The 24953-nt window shown below is 73.0% G+C and carries 23 protein-coding genes; 11 read left to right on the forward strand and 12 right to left on the reverse strand.

All coding sequences use genetic code 11. From position 1 onward, the window contains the following. Positions 1–9: 9 nt before the first annotated feature. The 4 genes from CG740_RS21145 to CG740_RS21160 form a co-directional block, all read right to left on the reverse strand. Entirely contained in the window at positions 10–879 is an 870-nt protein-coding gene (locus CG740_RS21145; RefSeq protein WP_100576770.1) for a DUF5336 domain-containing protein, read from the reverse strand. 144 nt (positions 880–1023) lie between these two features. Then, positions 1024–1992 (reverse strand): N-acetylmuramoyl-L-alanine amidase, encoded by a 969-nt coding sequence (locus CG740_RS21150; protein WP_376214740.1) that lies wholly within the window; start codon positions 1990–1992, stop codon positions 1024–1026. A 56-nt stretch (positions 1993–2048) separates the two neighbouring features. Further along, a complete protein-coding gene (locus tag CG740_RS21155) occupies positions 2049–2642 on the reverse strand; it encodes a class I SAM-dependent methyltransferase (RefSeq protein WP_100576906.1) in 594 nt (197 codons plus the stop codon). Positions 2643–2961: 319 nt separating this feature from the next. Then, positions 2962–3372, reverse strand: coding sequence for an Imm10 family immunity protein (locus CG740_RS21160; protein ID WP_100576771.1), 411 nt, complete (start codon positions 3370–3372; stop codon positions 2962–2964). 277 nt (positions 3373–3649) lie between these two features. On the opposite strand from CG740_RS21160, the gene CG740_RS21165 reads away from it, so the two are divergent. The 3 genes from CG740_RS21165 (at position 3650) to CG740_RS21175 (ending at position 8826) form a co-directional block, all read left to right on the forward strand. Beyond that, positions 3650–5806 (forward strand): acyl-CoA dehydrogenase, encoded by a 2157-nt coding sequence (locus CG740_RS21165; RefSeq protein ID WP_100576772.1) that lies wholly within the window; start codon positions 3650–3652, stop codon positions 5804–5806. A gap of 26 nt (positions 5807–5832) precedes the next feature. Beyond that, on the forward strand, positions 5833–7020 hold the full coding sequence (locus CG740_RS21170) for a lipid-transfer protein (RefSeq protein WP_100576773.1): 1188 nt from the start codon (positions 5833–5835) through the stop codon (positions 7018–7020). 366 nt (positions 7021–7386) lie between these two features. Then, positions 7387–8826, forward strand: a complete 1440-nt coding sequence (locus CG740_RS21175) for an MFS transporter (protein ID WP_100576774.1) — start codon at positions 7387–7389, stop codon at positions 8824–8826. Between the two features lie 15 nt (positions 8827–8841). On the opposite strand, the gene CG740_RS21180 is transcribed toward CG740_RS21175, so the two are convergent. From CG740_RS21180 to CG740_RS21195, 4 genes are all read right to left on the reverse strand, one after another. Next, positions 8842–9474 (reverse strand): response regulator transcription factor, encoded by a 633-nt coding sequence (locus tag CG740_RS21180; protein ID WP_100576907.1) that lies wholly within the window; start codon positions 9472–9474, stop codon positions 8842–8844. 48 nt (positions 9475–9522) lie between these two features. Further along, positions 9523–10725 (reverse strand): sensor histidine kinase, encoded by a 1203-nt coding sequence (locus tag CG740_RS21185; protein WP_100576908.1) that lies wholly within the window; start codon positions 10723–10725, stop codon positions 9523–9525. Between the two features lie 107 nt (positions 10726–10832). Continuing rightward, positions 10833–11555, reverse strand: a complete 723-nt coding sequence (locus tag CG740_RS21190; protein ID WP_100576775.1) for an ABC transporter permease — start codon at positions 11553–11555, stop codon at positions 10833–10835. Beyond that, positions 11555–12526 (reverse strand): ABC transporter ATP-binding protein, encoded by a 972-nt coding sequence (locus CG740_RS21195; RefSeq protein WP_442802845.1) that lies wholly within the window; start codon positions 12524–12526, stop codon positions 11555–11557. The genes CG740_RS21190 and CG740_RS21195 overlap by 1 nt, the downstream gene beginning before the upstream one ends. A 315-nt stretch (positions 12527–12841) precedes the next feature. On the opposite strand from CG740_RS21195, the gene CG740_RS21200 reads away from it, so the two are divergent. The 3 genes from CG740_RS21200 to CG740_RS21210 all read left to right on the forward strand — a co-directional run bounded on the left by CG740_RS21200 (position 12842) and on the right by CG740_RS21210 (position 15828). After that, on the forward strand, positions 12842–13696 hold the full coding sequence (locus CG740_RS21200; protein ID WP_100576777.1) for a MaoC/PaaZ C-terminal domain-containing protein: 855 nt from the start codon (positions 12842–12844) through the stop codon (positions 13694–13696). A gap of 67 nt (positions 13697–13763) precedes the next feature. Continuing rightward, positions 13764–14840, forward strand: coding sequence for a Zn-dependent alcohol dehydrogenase (locus CG740_RS21205; protein WP_100576778.1), 1077 nt, complete (start codon positions 13764–13766; stop codon positions 14838–14840). A gap of 43 nt (positions 14841–14883) precedes the next feature. Continuing rightward, on the forward strand, positions 14884–15828 hold the full coding sequence (locus tag CG740_RS21210) for a 3-oxoacyl-ACP reductase (protein WP_100576779.1): 945 nt from the start codon (positions 14884–14886) through the stop codon (positions 15826–15828). 64 nt (positions 15829–15892) lie between these two features. Here the strand turns inward: CG740_RS21210 and CG740_RS40410 are convergent, their stop codons facing one another. Continuing rightward, positions 15893–16039: a hypothetical protein gene (locus CG740_RS40410; protein ID WP_199846530.1), complete on the reverse strand. Its 147-nt coding sequence runs from the start codon at positions 16037–16039 to the stop codon at positions 15893–15895. Positions 16040–16093: 54 nt separating this feature from the next. Continuing rightward, complete coding sequence (locus CG740_RS21215; protein ID WP_100576780.1) at positions 16094–17227, reverse strand: hypothetical protein; 1134 nt, start codon at positions 17225–17227, stop codon at positions 16094–16096. 263 nt (positions 17228–17490) lie between these two features. Between CG740_RS21215 and CG740_RS21220 the strand changes: the two genes are divergently transcribed. The 4 genes from CG740_RS21220 (at position 17491) to CG740_RS21235 (ending at position 21588) form a co-directional block, all read left to right on the forward strand. Further along, positions 17491–18543, forward strand: a complete 1053-nt coding sequence (locus CG740_RS21220; protein WP_100576781.1) for an ABC transporter substrate-binding protein — start codon at positions 17491–17493, stop codon at positions 18541–18543. A 91-nt stretch (positions 18544–18634) separates the two neighbouring features. Further along, positions 18635–19483 carry a Nif3-like dinuclear metal center hexameric protein gene (locus tag CG740_RS21225; RefSeq protein WP_100576782.1) on the forward strand — a complete coding sequence of 283 codons (849 nt, stop codon included), beginning with the start codon at positions 18635–18637 and terminating at the stop codon, positions 19481–19483. Beyond that, positions 19480–20223 carry a zinc ribbon domain-containing protein gene (locus CG740_RS21230; protein ID WP_100576783.1) on the forward strand — a complete coding sequence of 248 codons (744 nt, stop codon included), beginning with the start codon at positions 19480–19482 and terminating at the stop codon, positions 20221–20223. Before CG740_RS21225 ends, CG740_RS21230 begins: the two co-directional genes overlap by 4 nt. Beyond that, positions 20224–21588: a bifunctional RNase H/acid phosphatase gene (locus CG740_RS21235; protein WP_234376410.1), complete on the forward strand. Its 1365-nt coding sequence runs from the start codon at positions 20224–20226 to the stop codon at positions 21586–21588. A gap of 139 nt (positions 21589–21727) precedes the next feature. Here the strand turns inward: CG740_RS21235 and eda are convergent, their stop codons facing one another. Further along, positions 21728–22378 (reverse strand): bifunctional 4-hydroxy-2-oxoglutarate aldolase/2-dehydro-3-deoxy-phosphogluconate aldolase, encoded by a 651-nt coding sequence (gene eda, locus CG740_RS21240; RefSeq protein ID WP_100576785.1) that lies wholly within the window; start codon positions 22376–22378, stop codon positions 21728–21730. Between the two features lie 71 nt (positions 22379–22449). Next, the gene (gene yaaA, locus CG740_RS21245; protein WP_100576786.1) at positions 22450–23250 is read right to left on the reverse strand and encodes a peroxide stress protein YaaA; all 801 of its coding nucleotides are present in this window, start codon (positions 23248–23250) and stop codon (positions 22450–22452) included. 259 nt (positions 23251–23509) lie between these two features. On the opposite strand from yaaA, the gene CG740_RS21250 reads away from it, so the two are divergent. Next, the gene (locus CG740_RS21250) at positions 23510–24949 is read left to right on the forward strand and encodes an RNB domain-containing ribonuclease (protein ID WP_100576787.1); all 1440 of its coding nucleotides are present in this window, start codon (positions 23510–23512) and stop codon (positions 24947–24949) included. Positions 24950–24953 lie beyond the last annotated feature (4 nt).

Consider the following 24953-nt stretch of genomic DNA (forward strand, 5'->3'; position numbering starts at 1 on the left):
ACGGGGCGATCAGCCGCGCTGGATGCCGGTGGTGTCCTGGAGGACTCCGCGGCGGCCGTCCTGGGTCTGGGCCACCAGGCCGGGACCGCGCTGGTCCACGGCCAAGTACCAGGTACCGGGGGCCAGTTCGGCGATCGGGGTGGGCGAGCCGTCCTCCGCGTACAGCGGGCGGGCGACGGGGACCGCGAACCAGAACGGGGCGAAGTCGCCGGCCGGGGCGGCCGCGGCGGGCTGCGCCTGGGCGTCCTGGTGCGGCTCGGCCGCGGCGGGCGCCTGCGCCTGCGCGCCGAACGGCTGGGCCTGGGCCTGGGCGTGCGGGTGGCCGCCGAGGCTCGGGTCGCCGGGCTGTGCGCCATAGGGCTGCTGGGCGGCGCCCGGGTAGCCGTAGCCACCGGCCGACTGGGGTGCGCCCGGGTAGCCGTAGGGCTGCGGGGCGGCCGGCTTCGGGGCGCCCATCAGCGGCGCCTTGAGCGCGGCCACCAGCGGGGTGGCGACGGCGGCCGCGGCCAGCACGAGCGCGGCGATCAGGCCGAGGATCAGGCCGGCGCCGGAGCCGTGTGCGTCGATGACCGTCCAGAACGCGGTCCACGCGGCGAAGACCGTGAACGCGACACCGAACTGCGTGAGGTCCAGGCCCGCGATCTGCTTGGGCTGCGGCAGCGAGCGACCGACGACGACCAGGACCGCACCGATGATGCCGGCGAGGAACATGCTCATCAGGAGCGAGAGCGAGTCCCAGGCATTCGGCGCTTCGATGCTCGGGCAGAACTGGCCGGAGCAGCTCGGAGCGGATGTGAGATTCAGGAACGAGGCGATGAACAGCACCACCGCTGCACCGATCACCACGCCGTCGCCTCGTGTGAGGGAGCGGATGTTCACGTAAAAGTCCTCTTTTGTGTCGTCTCGTCGGGGCGGTCATCGCTGCCGCCGGTGTACGTGCACACGGCGTGAAGCTCTAGGTGGTTCCCCCTGTGCGGATGAATCTATCGTCTGGAACTGTGGGCCGTACGGCGGGTCGGGAGCCTACCCGCCCAGGAACGCCGTAATGCCGTCGGCGATCCCCTGCGCCGCCTTCTGGTGCCAGTCCGCACTCTTGAGAAGTGCCGAATCCCGGGAATCGCGCATGTTGCCGCACTCGATGAACACCTTGGGAACGGTCGACAGGTTGAGACCGCCGAGGTCGCTCCGGGTGTCCAACGCGGTTCCGCCGCCCACGTAGTTGGAGGCGTTCATGCCGGTGTCCTGGACGAACTTCCCCGCGATCCGCACACCGAGTTCACGCGAGGGCCCCACGATCGGGGCGGTGTCGGCGCCGCCGCCCTTCACCTTGGCGGGCAGGATGACATGGAAGCCGCGCTGGCCCTGGGCGGCACCGTCCGCGTGCACCGATACGACGGCGTCCGCCTTCGCCCGATTCCCGATCCGGGCCCGCTCGTCCACGCACGGCCCGAATGTCCGGTCGCCGTCGTGGGTGAAGACGACCTTGGCACCCTGCTTTTCCAGGATCGCCCTGATCCGGTGCGACACATCAAGGGTGAACTCGGCTTCCGTATAACCGTCGTTGGTCTCCGTGCCGGTGGTGTCGCATTCCTTCTCGTTCGTTCCGATGTCCACCGGCTGATTGATCTCTTTTGTATGCCGGAAATTATTCGGATTGTGACCCGGATCGATGACGACGGTCTTTCCGGCGAGCGTCCCGGTGCCGGAGCCGCCCCCGGGCGGCGCCGAGGGGGCGGGGGAGGAGGGGCTGCCCTGCGGGGTCGGGGTGCCGGTGGCGGTGCCGGTCCCGGGGCGCGAGGACTGCACGGTGCGGCTGGGCAGGGGCAGGACCTGCGGCGGCTTGTCGTCATGGCCGCCGGTCCCCTCCATCGCCTGCCACACGAGCCAGCCCGCGAGGGCGGTCGGCGCCAGCGCGGCGAGGGCGACGAGGGCCCGGCCGCGCACGCGGCGCGACCGGCTGTCCTGATTCGATGACTCGCTGTCGTACGGCACGAGCCGATGCTAGCCGCGCCCTTCTCCCGCGCCCCGGCACTCGGTTCCGCGCCGTGTCACCAGGCGGCGGGCGTGCGGCGCAGGACGCGCAGCGAGTCGGTGGCCGAGACCTCGGTGAACGCGCCGGACTCCAGGGCCCGCAGATAGACCCGGTACGGCGCCTGGCCGGTGAACTCGTCCAGCGGATCCGGGAAGACGTCGTGGATGACGAGGGTGCCGCCCTCGGCGAGCTTCGGCGCCCAGCCCTCGTAGTCGGCGTTCGCGTGCTCGTCGGTGTGGCCGCCGTCGATGAAGACGAGGCCGAGCCGGCCGCCCCACGCCCGCGCGACCTGCGGGGAGCGTCCGACCACCGCGATCACGTGGTCCTCAAGGCCCGCCGCGTGCAGGGTCCGCCGGAAGGTGGGCAGCGTGTCCATCCGGCCGACCTCCGGGTCGACCACCGTCGGGTCGTGGAAGTCCCAGCCCGGCTGCTGCTCCTCGCTGCCGCGGTGGTGGTCGACGGTGACCGCGACCGTGCCGCTCTCGCGGGCGGCCTCGGCGAGCAGGATCGTGGAGCGCCCGCAGTACGTGCCGACCTCAAGCAGCGGCAGCCCGAGCGCACCGGCCGCGGCGGCCGCCTCGTACAGGGCGAGCCCTTCGCGTACCGGCATGAAGCCCTTGGCCGCCTCGAAGGCGGCCAGGATCTGAGGCTTGGGAGTGGCCACGGCCCGGCTCCTCGGGGTCGTAGGTGTGTGGGCGGTCCATGGTGCCGTACGCGTCCGGGGGCGCCCCCGGCGGGCGGGGTCCGGCAGGGGGGCGGGCGGAGCCGGGGCCCGGCGGGGTGCCCTCTCCGACTTCACTTGGCGAGCGGGGCGTGAGCTGACCTGCGGCTCGCAAGCTTCGGTTGGAAGTCGAAGCCTCGGACCGTCCAGGTTTAGGTGGCGAAATCGAGGGTGTCTTCGACGGCATGTTCTGGCCCCACCCCTCTCGTCAGACTGCCAGCCGCGTGGGCACGGCGTCCGCCCGCCCGTAGGCGAGCACCTGGGCAAGGATCTCGCGGAACCGGGTGACATCTTCGGCCGGAGCCTCGATGACGGCCTCGATCTCGCCCTCGTCCAGCCGAAGGCTCTCCAGCGCCTCGGGATCCAGTGAGATGCGGAGGATGTTGCCGTCCAGGACGGCTTCCCGCACGCATCCGTATGCCGTCCCCTGGCTAGCGGTGACGAGGCAGTGCGTGTCCATTCCCAGCGCGACCTCCTGGTCATCGGGCTCTTCTTCGCCCGCCATGAACATCAGGATGAAGCCGCTGCCATCCTCGCCCTCCGCGAGGGCGGCCTCGGTGAAGTAGCCATCAGGATCGATCTCCGTGGTAGCGACGCGAGCGGTGAATCGGTACGTCATGACGAGGTTGTATCAAGGCGGTCAGACAGGGCGTCCAGGAGGGGCGTCGACGTCATCACAGCCAAGGTGGGGCCACTCCAAACCGTTCGCAAGGTTGTCGCGGAACTCGCCACTTCCCTAGCAAGGTCGATCTGGAATTCGCCAGGTTCACGCGTGCAGGAGACGGGGGCCGCGCGGGGCCGGGCCGGCAAGCTCACAGTTATCTGACCTTCCGTCAGATTGAAACGTGTTCTACTCTTGCGCCGTTCTTCAGGACCGGCGACGGGTGAGGGCGTCCATGGGCATCGCGATCACGCAAGAACAGCGGGAGCTGGCCGAGGCGGTACGCGGCTGGCTCGCCCGGGCCGTGCCGGTGGAGAAGGTGCGCGGGCTCCTGGACGCGCCGGGGGCCGCGGAGGGCCGCCCGCTGTTCTGGGACGGGCTCGCCGCACAGGGGCTGCTCGGCATCCACCTCGGCGAGGAGTTCGGCGGGGGCGGCCTCGTGGAACTCGCGGTCGTCCTGGAGGAGGCGGGCCGCGGGCTGCTGCCCGGCCCCTACCTCTCCTCGGTGCTCGCGGCCGAGCTGCTGCGCCGCGCCGGACGGCACGCCCTGGCCGCGGACGTCGCCGGGGGCCGCACGACCGCGGCCGTGGCACTCGGCGCGGGCACGCTCTGTGCCGTCGAGGGAGCGGGCGGCTGGCTCCTGGACGGCACCGCGCCACCCGTACTGGCCGCCGGGCAGGCCGAGTTGGTGGTCCTCGCGGCCAAGGCCCACCACCGCACGCTGTGGCTCGCCGTCGACGCCGAGGCGCTGGGCGTGCGCACCCAGCACAGCACCGACCCGACCCGGCCCACCGCCGAGGTCCGGGCCGAGGGAGTCGTGGTCCCGGCGGACCGGATCCTGGACGTCGACTCGGCGCTGGTGCGCGACCTCGCCGCCGTCCTCTTCGCCGCCGAGTCCTGCGGCACGGCGGCCCGCACGCTGGAGATCGCGGCCGAACACGCCAAGGTGCGCGAGCAGTTCGGGCGCCCCATCGGCCAGTTCCAGGCGGTCAAGCACCTGTGCGCGGACATGCTCGTACGCGTGGAACAGGCTCGCGCGCTGGTGTGGGACGCGGCCCGTGCCATGGACGAGCCGGCCGAGGTGCGCGGCCTGGCCGCTTCGCTGGCCGCCGCCACCGCCGTGGACGCGGCCTGCTCCTGCGCCAAGGACTGCGTCCAGATCCTCGGCGGCATCGGCTTCACCTGGGAGCACGACGCCCACCTGTATCTGCGCCGGGCCCTGGTCGCCCGCCAGCTCCTGGGTGCCGGGGACGGCCACCGGCTGCGGGCGGTGCGCCTCGCCGGTGGGGGCGCCCGGCGCGAGCTGCGCATGGAGTTGCCGCCCGAGGCCGAGAACTTCCGCGGGCCCGCCCGTGCGGTGATCGACACCGCACGGGGCCTCGACCCGGGTGCGGCGCGCCGCGCCCTGGCCCCGACCGGCTACGCGGCCCCGCACCTGCCGGCCCCTCATGGCCTGGGCGCGGGGCCGGTCCAACAGCTCGTCATCCAGGAGGAGTTGAGGAGGGCGGGGGTCAAGGTGGGCGACCTCGGGATCGCCACCTGGGTGGTGCCCTCGCTGCTCGCCCACGGCAGCGGACCCCAGCAGGACCGCTTCCTCGCCCCCACCCTGCGCGGCGAGCTGCTGTGGTGCCAGCTGTTCTCCGAACCCGGCGCCGGCTCCGACCTCGCCTCGCTGCGCACCCGGGCCGAGCGCACCGACGACGGCTGGCGGGTCACCGGACAGAAGGTGTGGACGAGCGCCGCGCAGTGGGCGGACTACGGCATCCTGCTGGCCCGCACTGATCCGGCGGCCCCCAAGCACCAGGGGCTCACCTATTTCCTCGTCGACATGAAGCGGACCGAGGGCATCGACATCCGCCCCCTGAAGGAGATCACCGGCGACTCCCTCTTCAACGAGGTCTACTTCGACGGGGCGCTGCTGCCGCCCGACGCCGTGGTCGGCGAGGTGAACGGCGGCTGGCAGGTGGCCCGCAACACGTTGGGCAACGAACGCGTCCACATGGCCGACCAGGTCGCCTTCGACACCGGTCTGGAGGCGCTGATCGACCGCGCCGACGGGCTCGACGGGGCGTACCGGGCGCGGATCGGCGCGCTCGCCGCCGAGGCGCACGCGCTGGCCTGCATCGGCCTGCGCACCACCATGCAGCAGGTGTCCGGCCTGGAACCGGGCGCGGGGGCCAGCGTCCGCAAGCTCGTCCAGACCCCGCACCAGCAGAAGGTGGCGGAGCTCACGCTCGAACTCCTCGGCCCCGAGGGCGCGGTGGCCGAGGGCCCCGGGGAGCGGGCCGTGCACGGCTTCCTCATGTCGCGCTGCCTGACCATCGCGGGCGGCACCACCCAGGTCCAGCTCAATGTCGTCGCCGAGCGCATCCTCGGCCTGCCCCGAGACTGAAGGGTTCCGTTGCCGTGAAGAGTGCGATGAAGAGTTACGTCGTCGGTGTCGGCATGACGAAGTTCGAGAAGCCGGAGTCCCGCGACTGGCAGTACTGGGACATGGCGAAGGAGGCGGGCAGCGCGGCACTCGCGGACGCGGGCGTCGACTACGCACTGGTGGAACAGGTCCCCGTCGGCTACTGCTTCCAGGCCTCGACGGCCGGCCAACGCGCCGTGTACGAACTGGGGTTGACGGGTGTGCCCGTCTACAACGTCAACAACAACTGTGCGACCGGGGCGAGCGCGCTGATGCTGGCGCGGCAGTTCGTCGAGGGCGGCGTCAGCGACTGCGTGCTCGCGCTCGGCTTCGAGAAGATGAAGCGGGGCGCCCTGGGCGGCGGCTCGGACGGGGGCGACTTCGCGACGTCCCCCGTGGCCCGCCACTACGGGATCATGGCGGCCCGGCACGGCTTCGAGATGACCCCGCCCACCGCGCAGATCTTCGGCAACGCGGCGCGCGAGCACATGGAGCGGTACGGGACGACCGCGGCGCAGCTCGCCGCGGTGGGCGCCAAGAACCACCGGCACTCGGTGAACAACCCCAACGCCCAGTTCCGGGACGCCTGTTCGGTGGAGGAGGTGCTCGCGGCGAAGACCATCCACCGGCCGCTCACCAAGCTCCAGTGCTCACCGACGTCGGACGGGGCCGCGGCGGCGGTCGTCGTCTCGGAGCGATTCGTGGAGCGGCACGGGCTTGCCGACCGGGCGGTGGAGATCGCCGGGCAGGCGATGACGACGGACACGGAGGAGTCCTTCGCGTCGGGGAGCTGCATCGACGCGGTGGGGGCGCCGATGTCCCGGTCGGCCGGGCGGCAGGCCTTCGAGCGGGCGGGCCTCGGCATCGAGGAGGTCGACGTGATCGAGCTGCACGACTGCTTCTCGATCAACGAGCTGCTCACCTACGAGGCGTTGGGGATGTGCGGGGCGGGGGAGTCGGGGAAACTGATCGAATCCGGCGCGACGACGTACGGCGGGCGGTGGGTGGTCAACCCCTCCGGGGGCCTGATCTCGAAGGGCCATCCGCTGGGCGCGACGGGGCTGGCGCAGGCGGCCGAGCTGGTGTGGCAGTTGCGGGGGGCTGCGGGGGCGCGGCAGGTGCCGGGCGCCCGGGTCGGCCTCGCCCACAACATCGGCCTCGGCGGCGCGGCGGTGGTGACGGTGCTGCGCCGCTGAGTCCTCCCCACCCCGCCCCTTCCCGCAACCCTCCGGGGGGTGAAGTGCCCTTGGGGGCTCCGCCCCCAGACCCCCAGTCGCGCCTTAAGGGCGCTCGTCCTCAATCTCCCCCAAGGCCTTAAGGGCCAGGGGGGACCCCCATGACGGGCTGAAGATGCTCGTGCGGGCCAGCACCGAGGCCTTTGGGGGCGCGGGGAACTGCGCGATCAGCCACGCACGGCCCGCAGCCGAACTCGCACCCAGACCCTCCCATACCCCCCCCGAGGGTCGGGAAGGGGCGGGGCGGGGCGACTCCCGGGGTCCGGGGCGGAGCCCCAGGGCCCCTCAGCCGAAAGGGGCTGTAACGGGCGCCCGCCCCGTGCGACCATGACCCGCATGGCTCACGCGTCCGCTGACACCCACATATCCACCCCCACCCAAACCCCCCGCACCTGGCCCGTCGTCCTCGCGGCCTGCGCGGGCCAGTTCCTCGTCGTGCTGGACGTGTCCGTCGTCAACGTGGCCCTCCCCTCCATGCGCACCGGCCTCGGCATGAGCGCCGGCGGGCTCCAGTGGGTGGTCAACGCGTACGCCATCGCCTTCGCCGGGTTCATGCTGCTCGGCGGCCGCGCCGGCGACCTCTACGGGCGCAAGCGGATGTTCCTCGTCGGGCTCGGCCTGTTCACCGCGGCCAGCCTCGGCGGCGGCCTCGCCCAGGAGGGCTGGCAGCTGCTGCTCGCCCGCGCCGCACAGGGCCTCGGGGCCGCGGTCCTCGCCCCGGCCACCCTCACCATCCTGACCGCCGCCGTCCCGGAGGGCGCCGCCCGTACCCGGGCGATCGGCACCTGGGCCGCGGTCGGCGCGGGCGGCGGGGCCGCGGGCGGCCTGGTGGGCGGGGTGCTCACCGACGTCCTGTCGTGGCGCTGGGTGCTGCTGATCAACGTGCCCGTGGGCGCGCTCGTCCTGGTCGGCGCGGCGATCTGGATCACCGAGTCCCGGGCCGGGCTGCGCCACCGCCTCGACCTGCCCGGCGCCGTCCTCGTCACGGCGGGGCTCGCGACCCTCTCGTACGGCATCGTCCAGACGGAGCAGGGCGGTTGGGGCGCGGCCGGGACGCTGGTCCCGCTCATCGGCGGCATCGTGCTGCTGCTCGGGTTCCTCGCCGTGGAGAGCCGTACCGCCGCGCCGCTCATGCCGCTCCGGCTGTTCCGGCTGCGGGCCGTATCCGCCGCGAACGCGGTGATGTTCGTCTGCGGCTCCGCGATGTTCAGCACCTGGTTCTTCATGACCCTGTACGCGCAGAACGTGCTCGGCTACACCCCGCTCGGCGCGGGGCTCGCCCTCATCCCCAGCTCGCTCAGCGTCGTCATCGGCTCGAAGCTGGCGCCGCGCCTGATGCCGAGGGCGGGGGCGCGGAACCTGACCGTGCTCGGGGTGCTCGTGACCGCGGCCGGGTTCGGCTGGCAGTCCACGATGCGGGCGGACGACCCGTACTGGATGTCGATCCTGGTGCCCGGCATCCTCATGATGACCGGCGCGGGGCTTGCCACAACTCCCCTTGCGGCACTGGCCACTTCGGGAGCCGCGCCGAGTGAGGCGGGCCTGGTGTCGGGGCTGATCAACACCTCCCGCACGATGGGCGGGGCGCTGGGGCTCGCCGTCCTGTCCACGGTCGCCGCCTCACGGACCGGGGTGGTCCAGAGCGCCGGGAACCTCACCGCCGGGTATGCGCTCGCCTTCCGCATCGGCGGCTTCGTCCTGCTCGGCAGCGTGGCCCTCGCGCTGGTGTGGCTGCCCCGGGCGGCCGGGCCGGCCCGGCGCGCCTGACCATGCGGGCCGGCTCTACAGCCAGCCCTGCTGACGGGCCGAGCGGACGGCCTCCATGCGGTTGCGGGTGCCCGTCTTGCCGATCGCGGACGACAGGTAGTTGCGGACCGTCGACTCCGACAGGTGCAGCTTGCCCGCGATGTCGGACACCGTCGCGCCGTCCACCGAGGCGTTCAGGACATCGCGCTCGCGGGCGGTCAGGGGGCTCGGCCCCGCGCTGAGGGCGGCCGCCGCGAGCGCCGGGTCGATGACCGTCTCGCCGCGCAGCACCCGCCGGATCGCCTCCGCGAGGTCCTCCACCGGACCGTCCTTGACGAGGAACCCGGCGGCCCCCGCCTCCATCGCGCGGCGCAGATAGCCGGGGCGGCCGAAGGTGGTGAGGATCAGGACCCGGCAGTCGGGGACCTCCGTACGCAGATCCGCCGCCGCGTCGAGCCCGCTGCGGCCCGGCAGCTCGATGTCGAGCAGCGCCACGTCGGGCCGCGAGACGAGCGCCTCGGGGACGATCCGGTCGCCCGCCGACACCTGTGCGACGACCTCCATGTCCTCCTCAAGGCCGAGCAGCAGCGCGAGCGCGCCGCGCATCATGCCCTGGTCCTCGGCGAGGAGAACGCGTACGGATTTGGCGGGTCGGTGATCCTGGGGCATCTCGTCCACGGGGAAGTCCACGGGCAAAGGGTATGCGGGCCCGGGGGGTCAGCAGGTGCCGGGGGCGCCGGTGAGTTCGGCGTCCAGGGCGGTGTCCTCGGGGTCCACCGGGAGTTCGGCGCTCACCTGGAAGCCGGTGCGGGGTGCGGGGCCCGCGGTCAGGGAGCCGCCCGCCGCGGCGAGGCGTTCGGTCAGGCCCGTCAGGCCGTTGCCGCCGATGCGGGGGGTCGGCGCGGGCGCGGCGGGCGCGCCCCTGCCGTCGTCGGTGACCGTGAGGGTGACCCGTTCCGGGGTGCCGTCGACCACGATCTCGCAGCGGCTCGCGGCGCTGTGGCGCACGACGTTGGTGACCGCCTCGCGGACCACCCAGCCCAGCAGCGCCTCGGCCTGCGCGGGCAGCGGCGGGCCCGACTGGCGTACCACCGGCTCGACTTCGGCGGCGCTCAGGGCCGAGCGGGCCCGGTCGAGCTCGGTGGCGAGGCTGCCCTCGCGGTAGCCGGTCACCGCCTCGCGGATCTCGGTCAGGGCCTGGCGGCCGACCGCCTCGATGTCGGCGACCTGGCCGAGCGCCGCGTCCAGGTCGCGCGGTGCGATGCGGCGGGCGGCCTCCGACTTCACCACGATCACGGACAGCGTGTGGCCGAGCAGGTCGTGCAGGTCGCGGGAGAAGCGCAGGCGCTCCTTCTCGACCGCCGTACGGGCCAACTCCTGCCGGGTGTCCCGCAGTTCGCGGACCGTCTCGGACAGCGAGAGCAGCGCCGCGATGACCATGCCGGACAGGAACGTCCCGTACGCGATGGTCATGTTGTCCCAGGGGTCGCCCGTCTTGATGCCCGAGATCACGCCCACCGAGACCGCGAGGGTGAGGATCACGTAGCCGAGCCGCCGGTCCCGCAGGGCCGCGCCGCAGGTCAGCGAGAGCAGCGGGAAGAACAGCAGCCACACCCCGCCGTAGCCGAGTCCGAGGGCGTAGGTGACGGCGGTGAGGGCGCCGAGCAGGACCAGGGTCGGCCGCTGTGCGCGCCGGCGCTTGTCCAGGGCGCGGAAGGCGACCAGGGCGTACAGGACGGCGAAGGCGAGGATGCCGAGGCCGCCGAGCACGGGGTGGGCCACTTTGCCCTTGGCCACCTCGACCACCGGTCCGGTGCCCATCAGGAGCCACGGCAGGAAGGTGTAGCCGTTGGCGGGCGGGCCGGGGAGCTCGGTGGCCTCCTCGCCCCGCGAGGGCAGCTTCGGCAGCAGTGGTGGCATCTGGTTCTCCCCGTACTGAAGGCTCATGGGCTCGCCCGGTCCCCGGCGCCCGGCGCTCACGCGGTCCGCGTGGTGCCCGCCGTGCACGTGTTCCGCCGGCCCGGCGCTCACGCGGTCCTCGCGGACCGACGATAGGAGACCACGGCGTAGGCGCCGAAGGCCACCAGCCAGGCTCCCATCAGCGCGACGGTGGCCAGCCCCGGGGCGTGGCCCTGCGAGGTGGCCCAGCCGAGGTCGGCGAAGCGGTGGGTCGGAGTGTACTCGGCGATCCCTCGCAGCCAGCCGGGGAAGGCGGAGACCGGGAACCACAGACCGCCCAGGATCGCGAGCCCCATCAGACAGGCCACGTTGACCACGCCGGTGGCCTGCGCGGACAGCCGGTAGCCGTTGCCGAGCCCGAGCATCGTGAAGGGCAGCGCCCCGATCCACAGCAGCAGCGTGAGCACGATCCACTGCCAGGCGTCCAGGCGTACGCCGTTGATCAGCGCCCCGGAGAGCAGCACCGCGAGGATGCCGGGCAGCACGGTCACCGAGCCGCTGATCGCGCGTCCGGTCACCACCCGGGTCGGCGCCAGCGGCGCGATCCGCAGCTGCCGCAGCCAGCCGATCGCCTTGTCGGCGGCGACCCCGGTCCCGGCGTTCATGGCGGCGCCGAGCGCCCCGTAGGCGGCCATGCCGATCATCGACTGGACCTTCCAGTCGTCGCCGTTGCCGCCGCCGCCGATGTTGGTGAAGAGCAGGTACATCAGCACCGGCATCCCGATGCCGAAGACCACGAACGAGGCGTCACGGAGCGTGCGCCGCATCTCCAGCTTGATGTACTCGAACATCAGACGGTCTCGCTCTCGGGTGCGGCGGTGAGGGGCTGGTGTGTGGTGCCGGTGCCGTGTGTGGCGCCCGGTCCGTGCGAGGTGAGGGAGAGGAAGGCGTCCTCCAGGCTGGCGGGGGCGACCTCCAGGCGGCGCACCGCACCCATCGCGACGAGCGCGAGGACGGTGGCGTCCGAGTCGTCGGTGCGCAGCCGTGCCCGGTCGCCGTGCACCTCGACGGCGACGACGCCCGGAAGCAGCGACAGCCCCTCGGTGGCCGTGCCCGCGAGGTCGAAGGAGACCAGATTGCCGCCGGCCGCGCGCTTGATGGTCTCGCCGGGGCCGTCGGCGACGATCCGGCCCCGGTCGATGACGACGATGCGGTCCGCGTTGTCGTCGGCCTCTTCGAGGTAGTGGGTGGAGAACATCACCGTGTTGCCCCGGTCCGCGTAGGTGCGCATCGACTCCCAGAACGCGCGGCGCGCCTCCACGTCGAGCGCCGCGGTGGGCTCGTCGAGCAGCAGCAGCCCGGGGTTGCCGGCCAGCGCCGTCGCGAACCGCACCCGCTGGGTCTGGCCGCCGGAGAGCTTGTCGACCCGGCGGTCGGCGAACTCGGTGAGCCCGGCGAGGGCGAGCGCCTCGGCGACCGGCATCGGCTCCGGGTACATGCTGCCGATGAAGGACACCAGCTCCCGCACGGTCACCCGGGGGATCGGCTGCCCGTCCTGGAGCATCGCCCCGACCAGCCCCTCGCGTACCGCCCGCTGCGGGGTCCGGCCGAAGATCCGCACCTCGCCCGCGTCCGGCTCGTTCAGGCCGAGCAGCAGGCTGATGGTGGTGGACTTGCCGGCCCCGTTGCGGCCGAGCAGGGCCACGGTCTCGCCTCGCCCGATGGTCAGTTCGGCGCCGTTCACGGCCCGGACCGCCCCGTAGGACTTGACCACCCCGCCGAAGTGGACCGCGGTGGCGCTCTGTGTCGTCATCTGCGTCATGCCCTGAACGCTACGGAGCGCGCGGGCCCCGCCCCAGATGCGGTTGTACGGACCTGGGCAGGACAAATGTCCTGGGGCACCCCCGCCGAAAGTGGTGGGTGGCCGTTCACCCCAAGGGATCTGACGGAACGTCAGTAGCCTTCACAACTGCCGGGCCGTGCGCTATACCTAGGGGCCATCGGCCTAGAACGCGTTCTAGAACGACGGACGGGTCCTCGGTCCGGTCCAGTACGACCTCGGTGCGGCCGACGGTGCGGACGGCCGCACCGAGGTCTTTTCCCCGTGCCCGCACAACGCTCAAGGAGCAGCATCCACATGCCCATTGATGCCGCGAAGGCGATCGCCGCCGAGCCCCGGTCCACCGAGATCACCTGGGACCACAAGGACGTACAGCTCTACCACCTGGGTCTGGGCGCCGGTACGCCCGCCACCGACCCCGACGAGTTGCGCTACACCCTGGAGTCCCGGCTGCATGTGCTGCCCTCCTTCGCGACCGTCGCGGGCGCCGGCATGGGCGTGGTCGGGGGGCTGTCCGCGCCGGGCATCGACGTGGACCTCGCCGCGGTGCTGCACGGCGGCCAGGCCATCACCGTGCACCGGCCCATCCCGGTGGGCGGAAGGGCCACCTCGACCTCCAGGGTCGCGGCCGTTTACGACAAGGGCAAGGCCGCCATCCTGGTCCTGCGCACCGAGGCCGCCGACGCGGACGGCCCGCTGTGGACCAGCGACGCGCAGATCTTCGTCCGCGGCGAGGGCGGCTTCGGCGGCGACCGGGGGCCCTCGGTCCGCGTCGAGCAGCCCGACCGGGATCCGGACCAGGTCGTCGAGCGGCCGGTCCGCGAGGAACAGGCGCTGCTCTACCGCCTGTCGGGGGACTGGAACCCGCTGCACGCCGACCCCGACTTCGCCAAGCTGGCCGGCTTCGACCGGCCGATCCTGCACGGGCTCTGCACCTACGGGATGACGCTGAAGGCCGTCGTGGACACGCTCCTCGGCGGCGACGTGGCCCGCGTCCGCTCGTACGCCACCCGCTTCACCGGAGTCGTCTTCCCGGGCGAGACCCTGCGGATCCGGATGTGGTCGGGCCCCGGCCGCGTCCAGGTGTCGGTGACGGCCGTCGAGCGGGACGACGCGCCGGTCCTCTCCGACACGGTCGTGGAACACAACTGAGCCGTTTCTTCCGGCACTTGACGCACCACATGTTTCGGTACTTGAGGGGATCGAGGGGAGCCGCACCATGCGCGCAGCCGTACTGCACGAGATAGGCCAGGACAAACTCGACGTGGTCGACGACATGGAGGCGACCGGCTTCGGCCCGGGGAAGGTCAAGCTCCGCGTCCGCGCCACCGGCCTGTGCCACTCCGACCTCTCGGCGATGAGCGGGGTGCTGCCCCAGCCCGCGCCCTTCGTGCCGGGGCACGAGGGGGCGGGCGAGGTCATCGACGTCGGCGACGGCGTGACGAGCCTCCAGCAGGGCGACCGGGTCCTGATGTGCTGGCTGCCCGCGTGCGGGGCGTGTCCGTCCTGCAAGCGCGGCCAGACCCAGCTCTGTCTGGCCGGGTTCATGAACGCCGGCACCCCCAACTTCCGCCGCTCCGGCGGCGATGTGTTCGGCTTCGCGGGCACCGGCACCTTCGCCGAGGAGGTCGTCGTGGCGGCCGGCTGCGCGGTCCCCATCCCCGACGACGTACCGTACGAGATCGCGGCCCTGATCGGCTGCGGGGTGACCACCGGGCTCGGCGCGGCCATCAACACCGCGAAGGTGGAGGCCGGTTCGTCGGTGGCGGTCATCGGCTGCGGCGGCGTCGGCATCTCCACCATCCAGGGCGCCCGGGTGCAGGGCGCCGCCCAGATTGTCGCCGTCGACCCGGTCGCATCCCGGCGCGAGGCGGCGCTCAGGTTCGGGGCCACCGAGGCCGTCTCGCCCGAGGAGTTCGCGGACGCCAAGCAGCGGATCACCGCGGGCGAGGGATTCGACTACGTCTTCGAGGTGGTCGGCCGCTCCGCGACCGCCCGCACCGCGTACGAGAACACCCGGCGCGGCGGCACCCTGTGCGTGGTCGGCGCGGGTGCCATGGACGACTTCTTCCAGGTCAACATGTTCGAGCTGTTCTTCGACGAGAAGCGCATCCTGCCGTCCATGTACGGCGGCGGCGACGTGCTGCGCTCCTACGAGCGGGCCATCGCGCTGTGGCGGGCCGGCCGCATCGACCTGGAGGGCCTCATCACCCACCGGGTGCAGCTCGCCGGGATCAACGACGCGCTCGACCAGATGCGCAGCGGCGAGGCCCTGCGCACCTGCATCGCGATCTGACCCCATTCACCGATCCATCCGACTTCGAGAGGATCCAACCGGCATGGCAGCACAGCCACTTGAAGGCCTGTCCGCGATCGTGACCGGGGCCGGCCGCGGGCTCGGCCGGGCCGAGGCGCTGGAACTGGCCCGGCTCGGCGCGGCCGTCGTCGTCAACGACTTCGGACAGCCGGGCCGCGACGGCTCGGGCCAGGCCTCGAAGGGCCCCGCCGAGGAGGTCGCCGCCGAGATCCGCGCCGCGGGCGGGCAGGCCACCGCCCACACCGGAGACGTGGCGGACCACCAACAGGCCCGGGAATTGGTTCAGTTGGCGATCGACACGTACGGCAAGCTCGACATCCTGGTCAACAACGCGGGCATCCTGCGGGACCGGATGATCTTCTCGATGAGCGAGTCCGAGTGGGACTCGGTGATCCATGTGCACCTCAAGGGGCACTTCAACACCACCCACTTCGCCGCGGCCCACTGGCGCGAGCGCTCCAAGGCGGCGGGCGGCCCGGTCTACGGCCGGATCGTCAACACCTCCTCGGAGGCGTTCCTCGCCGGGTCCGCCGGCCAGCCCAACTACGCGGCGGCCAAGGGCGGGATCGTCGGGCTCACCACCTCGACCGCGCTCGCGCTCGGCAAGTACGGGGTCACGGCCAACGCGATCTGCCCGCGCGCCCGTACCCGGATGACCGAGGACGTGTTCCAGGGCTTCCAGGAGCCGGGGGAGGGGCAGCTCGACCCGCTGGCGCCCGAGCACGTCTCGCCGCTCGTGGGCTATCTGGCCTCGCCCGCCGCGGCCAAGGTCAACGGGCAGTTGCTGGTGGTGCACGGCGGCATGGTCGCGATCGTGGAACGGCCCAAGGTGGCCGCCAAGTTCGACTCCGCGAAGGAGGTCTTCTCGTACCAGGAGCTGGACGAGCTGATCTCCCCCTACTACGCGGACAGGCCCGCGAACGAGACCTTCGCCGCGGCGGAGGTGCTCGGGCTCAAGCGGGACTGACCGGCGGAGGGGAAGGAGAAGGCCCCGGGGTGGTCCACCCCGGGGCCTTCTCCTGTACGGCCGGTCAGCCGTTCGTCCCCGTGCTCTCCTCGCGCCGGTGGCGCCCGTGGGCCGGCGTCGCCGAGTCCTCCGTGGAGGCCGCCCCGCCCCGGTGCTTACCCGCGCTGTCGGACCCCGTCTCCTGCGGACGGGTGTCGGTCTGGTTGGACATGAGCTGTGGTCACCCCGTAGTCGTCTTCGCTGGTGCGTCGTACAGCGGGCGATTCTAACGATCCCCTGACGGCTCCCGACGGCCGGTCAGGGGCGCCTGCCCGAGCGGTACGGGTTTGGCGGCGGCGGGTGGTGCGGGCTCCGGCGGCAGCGCGGGCGGGGCCGGCGCCGGGTCCGGCGGCGCGGGCACGTCGAGCAGCGCGCAAGGGCTTGCCTGTGTGGCGTACGGAAGCCTCAGCACCCCCTCCGGCGTCCACAGCCCGGCCCCCGTCAACCACCCCTGAGGGGAGGCAAGTTGGTGCAGATGGCGGCCCGCCGGGCGCCAGATGCCGACCCAGCTGCCGCCCGCCGCGTCGATGCGCAGCGCCACCGCGCAGGACTCCGGCATCAGGACCTGGCCGGGCTGTATGGCGAACGGCGTCACGGCCGCGTCCGCCAGGCGCAGGCACTCGGGGAAGCGCACCGGGAGCGCGGAGCCGAGCACGCCCCAGCCGAGCCGGTCGTGGCCCGGGGCGTCCGAGCGGATCAGGAGCAGCCCGCTGTCGGCGTCCGCGAGCAGCAGCCGGTCGTTGCTGTCGTCGGTGATCTGGAGCAGCTCGGTGACCTCCCCGCCGCGCTCCAGATCGACGGCGACCGCCTTGGTGCGCCCGTCGAGCTCCCGGTCCAGGGCCAGCATCCGGCCGGTGCGGTCCAGCCATGCCCCGCCCGAGCAGCGCCCCTTGAGCCGGGCGACCAGTTCGGGGCCGAACGCGCCGCCCGCCACCAGCCACAGCGCGGTGGAGTCGGCGTCCACCGCGAGCGCGTAGGCGCAGCTGCCGTCCGGGGACGGCGGGAGCAGCGTCAGCTCGTCCGGCCCGGCCTCGACCGCGCCGAGCGGCAGTTCGCCGGTGGCCGGTCCGGTCGGGTAGAGCAGGGCGAAGGCGTGCCGGTCGGCGATCCTGCGGTGGATCAGCACCCGGCCGTCCGCCATGGGCAGCACCCCGGCGTCGGGCTCCTCCGGCTGGTTGCCGGGGAGCGGCACCGCGTACGGCTCGGGGCCGTCGAGCGTCCAGCGCTCGGGGAACCAGGCGGCACCGCCGCCCTCGTCGCGTACCAGCCGCGCGGCGTACGCACCGTTCGCGGTGATCGCGAATCCCGTACCTCCGACCGCGCCGCCGTCGGCCGCGGTCTCGATGGCCAAAGCCGTCATCTGATGGCTCACCTCCGGCCACCGAAGCTAGTTTTCGCACTTCCGGGCGGACAACACGAGACCACTCGCTTCACACCAAAGGGTGGCGGCCGGACGATTCGCCTGTGTGGGGGGCGGGGGATGTGCAGGAACGATATATGTAAGGTTAGGCGAACCTAAGCCGCATTGGCCGGAACCTTTCGGCCGCCGGGGCCGTGCCCTGGTGTCCGCCGTTCCCGTCGTGTGCTTCCCGTCGTGCTTTCCCCGTCGTACAGGAGCCTGAGATGTCCCTACGCCGCCGCGGCACCGCCGCCGTAGCCCTCGCCGTGGCCGCCGGCCTCTCGCTCGCGGCCTGCGGAAGCGGCGACGGCGGGGACACGGCGTCCGCATCCGCCTCCGGCAAGGCGGACTCCGGTGGCAAGAAGTCCGTCGCGCAGGGCGGCAAGGACTTCGCGGCGGCGGCCGAGAAGACGGCGAAGATGGGCACCGACGCGGCTCCCGGCGCGTTTCCGCGCACGATCGACCACGCGATGGGCAGCACCGAGATCAAGGCGCGGCCCAAGCGGGTCGTCGTCCTGGACGTCGGCGAGTTCGACAACGTCGTCTCGCTGGGCGTCCAGCCCGTCGGGTACGCGCCGACCGAGGGCGACGAGGGCATCCCCAGCTATCTGAAGAAGGGCGCGGGCGACCCGAAGAACGTCGGCACGATCAACAGCCTCAACCTGGAGGCCATCGCCGCGCTCAAGCCCGACCTCATCCTCGGCAGCCAGCTGCGCGCCGCCGACAAGTACAAGGAACTCTCCAGGATCGCGCCGACGGTCTTCTCGATCCGCCCCGGCTTCCCCTGGAAGCAGAACTACCTCCTGAACGCCGCCGCCCTGGACAGGACCGCCGACGCCAAGGCGAAGCTCGCCGCCTACGAGACCAAGGCCAAGCGGCTCGGCACCGACCTCGGCGCCGACAAGCCGACCGTCACGATGCTGCGCTACATGCCGGGCAAGGTCCGCCTGTACGCGAAGGCCTCCTTCATCGGCACGATCCTCGACGACGCCGGCATCCCGCGCCCCAAGAACCAGCAGGCCGTCGATCTGGCGACCGAGGTCGGACCGGAGACCATCGACCAGGCGGACGCCGACTGGATCTTCACCGGCGTCTACGGCGACCCGAAGAAGTCCAAGCGGGACAGCGCCGAGTCGAACCCGCTGTGGAAGAACCTGAAGGCCGTCAAGGCCGGGCACGCCAAGGACGTGCAGGACGAGACCTGGTACCTCGGGCTCGGCGTCACCGCCGCCGACTCCGTCCTGGACGACCTGCGCGGCTTCCTCGTCAAGAAGTAGCCGGCTTCCCCGTCGCGGAGCGGGCGGGGGCTCCGGCCCCCGCACCCCGGCGGCCGGACGGCGGGGCGCGGCGCGCAGGTAACCTGTTCCCGTGCCCCGTCTGTCTGAAGTCATCGCCGCGCTCGACGCCCTCTGGCCGCCCGAGCGGGCCGAGGGGTGGGACGCCGTCGGCACCGTCTGCGGCGACCCCGAGGCCGAGGTGCACCGGGTCCTGTTCGCGGTCGACCCCGTCCAGGAGATCGCCGACGAGGCGCTGAAACTGGGCGCCGACCTCGTCGTGACCCACCACCCGCTCTATCTGCGCGGCACCACCACGGTCGCCGCCGGCCACTTCAAGGGCCGTGTGGTGCACACCCTGATCAAGCACGACATCGCCCTGCACGTCGCGCACACCAACGCCGACACCGCCGACCCGGGGGTGAGCGACGCCCTCGCCGGCGCGCTCGACCTGCGGGTCGTACGGCCCCTCGTGCCCGACCCCAGTGACCCCTCGGGGCGCCGGGGCCTCGGCCGCGTCTGCGAACTGGACCACCCGACCACGCTCCGGGACTTCGCCGCCCGCGCCGCCGCGGCCCTGCCCGCCACCGCGCAGGGCATCCGGGTGGCGGGCGACCCGGAGGCGCCGGTGCGCACGGTCGCGGTCAGCGGCGGCTCCGGCGACAGCCTCTTCGACGCCGTACGCGCCTCGGGCGCCGATGTCTTCCTCACCGCCGACCTGCGCCACCACCCGGTGTCCGAGGTCGTACAGCACGGACCGCTCGGTCTGGTCGACGCCGCGCACTGGGCCACCGAGTGGCCCTGGTGCGAGCAGGCCGCCGCCCAGCTCGACGAGATCTCCGACCGTCACGGCTGGGACCTCAGGGTCCACGTCTCGAAGACGGTCACCGACCCGTGGTCCGCCCACCACACCTCCCCTTCTATTGATGGAGCCCCCAACTGAACGCCGCGCCCGCCGACCAGATCCGCCTCCTCGACGTACAGGCGCTGGACGTACGCCTGTCGCAGCTCGCCCACAAGCGGAAGTCGCTGCCCGAGCACGCCGAGATCGAATCCCTGACCAAGGACCTCACGCAGCTGCGTGACCTACTGGTCGCCTCGCAGACCGAGGAGAGCGACACCGCCCGCGAGCAGACCAAGGCCGAGCAGGACGTGGACCAGGTGCGCCAGCGCGCCACCCGCGACCAGCAGCGCCTGGACTCCGGCGCGGTCTCCTCGCCCAAGGACCTGGAGAGCCTCCAGCGCGAGATCGCCTCGCTCGCCAAGCGCCAGGGCGACCTGGAGGACGTCGTCCTCGAAGTGATGGAGCGCCGCGAGGCCGCCCAGGAGCGCAACGCCGAACTCACCGAGCGGGTCTCCTCCGTCCAGGCCAAGACCGACGACGCGACCGCCCGCCGCGACGCCGCGCTCGCCGAGCTGGACGCCGAGGCCGCCTCGGTGACCAAGGAGCGCGAGATCGTCGCCGGTTCCGTGCCGGCCGACCTGCTCAAGCTGTACGACAAGCTCCGCGAGCAGCAGGGCGGCGTGGGCGCTGCCCGCCTCTACCAGCGCCGCTGCGAGGGCTGCCGTCTTGAGCTGAACATCACCGAGGTCAACGAGGTCAAGGCGGCCGCTCCCGACACGGTGCTCCGCTGCGAGAACTGCCGCCGCATCCTGGTGCGCACCTCGGAATCGGGTCTGTAAGTGCCTTCTGTGCCTGCCGCGGGCCGACAGTTCGTCGTCGAGGCCGATGGCGGCTCCCGGGGCAACCCGGGTCCCGCCGGATACGGCGCGGTCGTCCTCGATCCGGCGACCGGCGAGACGCTCGCGGAGGCCGCCGAGTTCATCGGCGTCGCCACGAACAACGTCGCCGAGTACAAGGGCCTGATCGCGGGGCTGCGTGCCGCGCGGGAGCTCGACCCGTCGGCGAGCGTCCGGGTCCGCATGGACTCCAAGCTGGTGGTCGAGCAGATGTCGGGCCGCTGGAAGATCAAGCACCCGGACATGCGGCCGCTGGCCGCCGAAGCGGCGCGGATCCTGCCGCCCTCGCAGGTGTCGTACGAGTGGATCCCGCGCGAGCGGAACAAGCACGCCGACCGGCTCGCCAACGAGGCGATGGACGCGGGCAAGCGGGGCGAGCGCTGGTCGCCCTCGCGGTCCACGGCCGACCTCCCGTCCGCCGCCGACGCGAGCGCGGCCCGGGTGGTCGGGGACGCGGCGGCCGGCGCGGCCCGGGCGCGGGCGGCGCTCGCGGGTGCGGGTGCGGGTGCGGGTATGGGTGCCGGCTCTGGCTCTCGTGCCGGTGCCGGGGCCGATACCGGTGCGCTGGTCTCGGCCGGCGTTCCGGTGGCCGCCGGGATGGCGGCCTCAACTTCCGCAACTTCCGCGCAGGGTACGGAGGTTGGGTCCGCGCCGAGCGTCGGCTGGGGGACCTCCGCCGATCTGGGGGCGCCCGCCACGTTCGTCCTGCTGCGGCACGGCGAGACGGCGCTCACGCCCTCGAAGCGGTTCTCCGGCAGTGGCGGGAGCGACCCCGAGCTCTCGGCGGTCGGGCGCGGCCAGGCCGAGCGGGCCGCGGCGGCCTTCGCCGAGCGCGGCACGATCGAGGCGATCGTGTCCTCGCCGCTGCGCCGCTGCCGCGAGACGGCGGCCGCGGTGGCGGCGCGCCTCGGGCTCGATGTGCACATCGAGGAGGGCCTGCGCGAAACGGACTTCGGCGCGTGGGAGGGGCTCACGTTCGGCGAGGTCCGCGAGCGCTACCCGGACGACCTCGACGCCTGGCTCGGCTCCGCCAAGGCCGCCCCGACGGGCGGCGGCGAGAGCTTCGCCACGGTGGCCCGGCGGGTGGCCGCGGCCCGGGACCGCCTGATCGCCGCGTACCCGCGCCGCACGGTGCTCGCGGTGACCCATGTGACCCCGATCAAGACCCTGGTCAGGCTGGCCCTGGGGGCGCCCCCGGAGTCCCTGTTCCGGATGGAGCTCTCGGCTGCCTCGATCTCGGCGGTCGCCTACTACGCGGACGGCAACGCGTCGGTGCGGGTGCTGAACGATGTGGGGCACCTGCGGTAGGGCTCGGCGGGGTGGGTCGTCCTTCGGGTGCGGGGCGTGGGTGGTTGCTCGCGCAGTTCCTCGCGCCCCCTGGCCCCGCTTGCGGTGACCTGGTCGCGCCCGCGCGGCGGAGCCGCAGGACGTCACGGCCTCGCGGCCCTCAAGGGCGCTGGAGTGCCGCGGCCTCACGGGCCAGGGTTTCCACGCGCGACCAGTCGCCCGTCGCCAGTGCGTCCTGCGGGAGCATCCATGTGCCGCCCACGCAGCCCACGTTGGGCAGGGCCAGGTAGGTGGGGGCCGAGGCGAGCGAGATGCCGCCGGTCGGGCAGAAGCGGGCCTGGGGGAGCGGGCCCGCGAGGGACTTCAGATAGGCCGTGCCGCCCGCGGCCTCCGCCGGGAAGAACTTCATCTCGCGCACGCCCTGTTCGAGCAGCGCCACGACCTCGGACGTCGTGGAGACGCCGGGCAGGAACGGCACCCCCGAGCCCTGCATCGCGTCGAGCAGCGCGGGCGTCCACCCCGGGCTCACCAGGAAGCGGGCCCCGGCGCCGATTGCCTTGGCGACCCCGGCCCGCGATATCACCGTGCCCGCGCCGACCACGGCGTCCGGGACTTCGGCGGCGATGGCGCGGATCGCGTCCAGCGCGGCCGGGGTGCGCAGGGTGACCTCGATTGCCGGGAGCCCGCCCGCCACCAGCGCCCGCGCGAGCGGCACGGCGTCGGCGGCGTCGTCGATGACCACGACGGGGACGACGGGCGCTAGGTCCAGGACGGAGACGGCGGAGGCGGAGGGCGCGGCGGAGGACGTCATGCGCCCATCCTGCCGGGCCCCTGCGACACGTGCAACGGACGTTGCGTATGTTGCAACGTAATTCCGGTGTACTAGTGGATCTGGGTCACGACCACGTCCAGGGACCAGGCGCGGCCCGCCTTCGCGGGGGCCTGGGCCTCCACGACGTGTCCGAGTCCGCGCAGGGTCTCGACGAGTTCGGCGGGACCGGCGGGGCTCGCCCCGGCGATGAGCAGGTCGCGCACGATCCGGCCCTTCGTCGCCTTGTTGAAGTGGCTGACGACCGAGCGCTTCTCGACGCCGTCGACGATCTGCGAGTGCAGCACCCGCACCGTGGCCGTGCGGCCCGCGACGTCGCCCTTCGGCTTCCAGGCGGCGGCGTACGCGGAGGAGCGGAGATCAAGGACGAGGCCGGTGCCCGCGGCCTCGGTCATCACCGGGTCCATCACGCCGCGCCAGTACGCCCCGAGCGCGCCGAGGCCGGGCAGCTTGACGCCCATCGAGCAGCGGTAGGAGGGGATGCGGTCACCGGTGTGCACCGCGCCCCAGAGGCCCGAGAAGACCAGCAGCGACTTCGCGGCCCGGCGTTTGGCGGCCGTGTCGAGCGAGGCGAGGTCGAGGGCGTCGTACAGGACACCGGTGTAGATCTCCCCGGCCGGCCGGGTGCCCGCGGTGCGCAGCTCGACGTTCTTGGCGACCTCGCCGCGCAGCCCCTCGCTGAGGCCGAGCACTTCGCGGGCCTTCTCCTCGTCGCCGGCGCACAGCTCGACGAGCTCGTCCAGGACGGCCGCGCGGGCCTCGGCGAGCCCCGGCAGGGACAGCGACTCCGCCTTCAGGGGCACCCCGCGCCCCGAAGCGGCCTTGCCTTCGGAGGGCGGCAACAGCACCAGCACGGCGATTCTCCTTCATGTACGTACGGGGGAGGGGGTGCGGCCCCTCGCGCCAGGGTACGGGGACGCTGCGCTGTGCTCGACCAGGCTTGGTGTGCCGGCCCAGGACCGGGGTGCGGGTACCGGGGTGCGGCCCGGAGCCGCACGGGGGCTCCGCCCCGGGCCCCGCTCCTCACACGCCGGAGGGGGCTGACTCTGCTTCCCGGCACGGGACGCGGGGTACGACATGCCGCGCCCCCCGCCCCGCCCTACGCTCGAAGACATGCCCAGCCGTCACCTCCGCGTACAGGGCGCCCCGGCGGCCCCGCTGTGCGCCGCGCTCAGTGCACTGCGTGCCTCGCTCGACGTGCCCGCGGACTTCCCTGCGGACGTCCTGGCCGAGGCGGAGCGGGCCGCCGCCGCGCCACGGCTTCCGTCCTACGACGCCACCGGCATCGAGCTGTTCACCATCGACCCGCCCACCTCCACCGACCTCGACCAGGCGATGTGCCTGGAGCGCCGGGCCGGCGGCGGCTACCGGGTGTACTACGCGATCGCCGACGTCGCGGCCTTCGTCACACCGGGCGGCGCCCTGGACGCCGAGGCGCACCGCCGGGTGACCACGCTCTACTTCCCGGACGAGAAGACCCCGCTGCACCCCGCCGTGCTCTCCGAGGGCGCGGCCAGCCTGCTCCCCGACGGGGACCGGCCCGCACTGCTGTGGTGCGTCGACCTCGACGCGGACGGCGCGACCACCGGCACCGATGTGCGGCGGGCCCTGGTCCGCAGCCGCGCCAAGCTCGACTACGAGGGCGTCCAGAAGCAGATCGACACCGGCACCGCGCCCGAATCCCTCGCCCTGCTGCGCGACATCGGCACCCTGCGCGAACAGCAGGAGGTCGCCCGCGGCGGGATCTCGCTCAACGTTCCCGAGCAGGAGATCGTCGAGCACGACCACCACTACGACCTCACGTACCGCGCCCCGCTGCCCGCCGACGGCTGGAACGCCCAGATCTCCCTGCTCACCGGCATCGCGGGGGCCCGGCTGATGCTGGCGTACGGCACCGGGATCCTGCGCACGCTGCCCACCGCCCCGGACGGCGCGGTCGCCCGGCTGCGCCGCTCGGCCCGGGCGCTGGGCATCGACTGGCCCCACCATGTCCCGTACGCGGCGGTCGTCCGCTCCCTCGACCCCCGCGAGCCGAACCACGCCGCGTTCCTCCAGGAGTGCACCTCGCTGCTGCGCGGCGCCGGGTACACCGTGTTCACCGGCGGTAGCGCGCCCGGGCTCGCCGTGCACGCGGCGGTGGCCGCGCCCTACACGCACTGCACCGCTCCGCTGCGCCGCCTGGTGGACCGGTACGCCGGTGAGCTCTGCCTGGCCGCGGTGGCCGGGCAGGACCCGCCGGACTGGGTCGCGGCGGCGCTCGACGAGCTGCCCAAGGAGATGGCGCAGGGCACCAGCCGCGCCAACACCGTGGAGCGCGAGAGCGTGGACATCGTGGAGGCGGCGCTGCTCAAGGACCGGGTGGGTGAGGTGTTCGAGGCGACGGTCGTCGACGTGAAGGACCAGCAACCGACCGTCGGGACCGTCCACTTGACCGATCCGGCGGTGGTCGCCCGCATCGAGGGCGGTGGGATCCTCCCGCTGGGCGAGCGTCTGCGCGTCCGCCTCACCCAGGCCGACCCGGGCACCGCGAAGGTCCTGTTCGCCCCGGCGTGAGCGC

Origin of the sequence: Streptomyces sp. CB01201 (genome assembly GCF_002803085.1) — a bacterium.
Lineage (GTDB): Bacteria > Actinomycetota > Actinomycetes > Streptomycetales > Streptomycetaceae > Streptomyces > Streptomyces hundungensis.

Bases quoted from the DNA above. Each gene is read 5' to 3' on its own strand.
- CG740_RS21155 (WP_100576906.1), bottom strand. From the start codon at position 2,642: ATGCCGGTACGCGAAGGGCTCGCCCTGTACGAGGCGGCCGCCGCGGCC.
- CG740_RS21160 (WP_100576771.1), bottom strand. From the start codon at position 3,372: ATGACGTACCGATTCACCGCTCGCGTCGCTACCACGGAGATCGATCCT.
- CG740_RS21165 (WP_100576772.1), top strand. From the start codon at position 3,650: ATGGGCATCGCGATCACGCAAGAACAGCGGGAGCTGGCCGAGGCGGTA.
- CG740_RS21170 (WP_100576773.1), top strand. From the start codon at position 5,833: ATGAAGAGTTACGTCGTCGGTGTCGGCATGACGAAGTTCGAGAAGCCG.
- CG740_RS21175 (WP_100576774.1), top strand. From the start codon at position 7,387: ATGACCCGCATGGCTCACGCGTCCGCTGACACCCACATATCCACCCCC.
- CG740_RS21180 (WP_100576907.1), bottom strand. From the start codon at position 9,474: ATGCCCCAGGATCACCGACCCGCCAAATCCGTACGCGTTCTCCTCGCC.
- CG740_RS21185 (WP_100576908.1), bottom strand. From the start codon at position 10,725: ATGCCACCACTGCTGCCGAAGCTGCCCTCGCGGGGCGAGGAGGCCACC.
- CG740_RS21190 (WP_100576775.1), bottom strand. From the start codon at position 11,555: ATGTTCGAGTACATCAAGCTGGAGATGCGGCGCACGCTCCGTGACGCC.
- CG740_RS21195 (WP_442802845.1), bottom strand. From the start codon at position 12,526: ATGACGCAGATGACGACACAGAGCGCCACCGCGGTCCACTTCGGCGGG.
- CG740_RS21200 (WP_100576777.1), top strand. From the start codon at position 12,842: ATGCCCATTGATGCCGCGAAGGCGATCGCCGCCGAGCCCCGGTCCACC.
- CG740_RS21205 (WP_100576778.1), top strand. From the start codon at position 13,764: ATGCGCGCAGCCGTACTGCACGAGATAGGCCAGGACAAACTCGACGTG.
- CG740_RS21210 (WP_100576779.1), top strand. From the start codon at position 14,884: ATGGCAGCACAGCCACTTGAAGGCCTGTCCGCGATCGTGACCGGGGCC.
- CG740_RS40410 (WP_199846530.1), bottom strand. From the start codon at position 16,039: ATGTCCAACCAGACCGACACCCGTCCGCAGGAGACGGGGTCCGACAGC.
- CG740_RS21215 (WP_100576780.1), bottom strand. From the start codon at position 17,227: ATGACGGCTTTGGCCATCGAGACCGCGGCCGACGGCGGCGCGGTCGGA.
- CG740_RS21220 (WP_100576781.1), top strand. From the start codon at position 17,491: ATGTCCCTACGCCGCCGCGGCACCGCCGCCGTAGCCCTCGCCGTGGCC.
- eda (WP_100576785.1), bottom strand. From the start codon at position 22,378: ATGACGTCCTCCGCCGCGCCCTCCGCCTCCGCCGTCTCCGTCCTGGAC.
- CG740_RS21250 (WP_100576787.1), top strand. From the start codon at position 23,510: ATGCCCAGCCGTCACCTCCGCGTACAGGGCGCCCCGGCGGCCCCGCTG.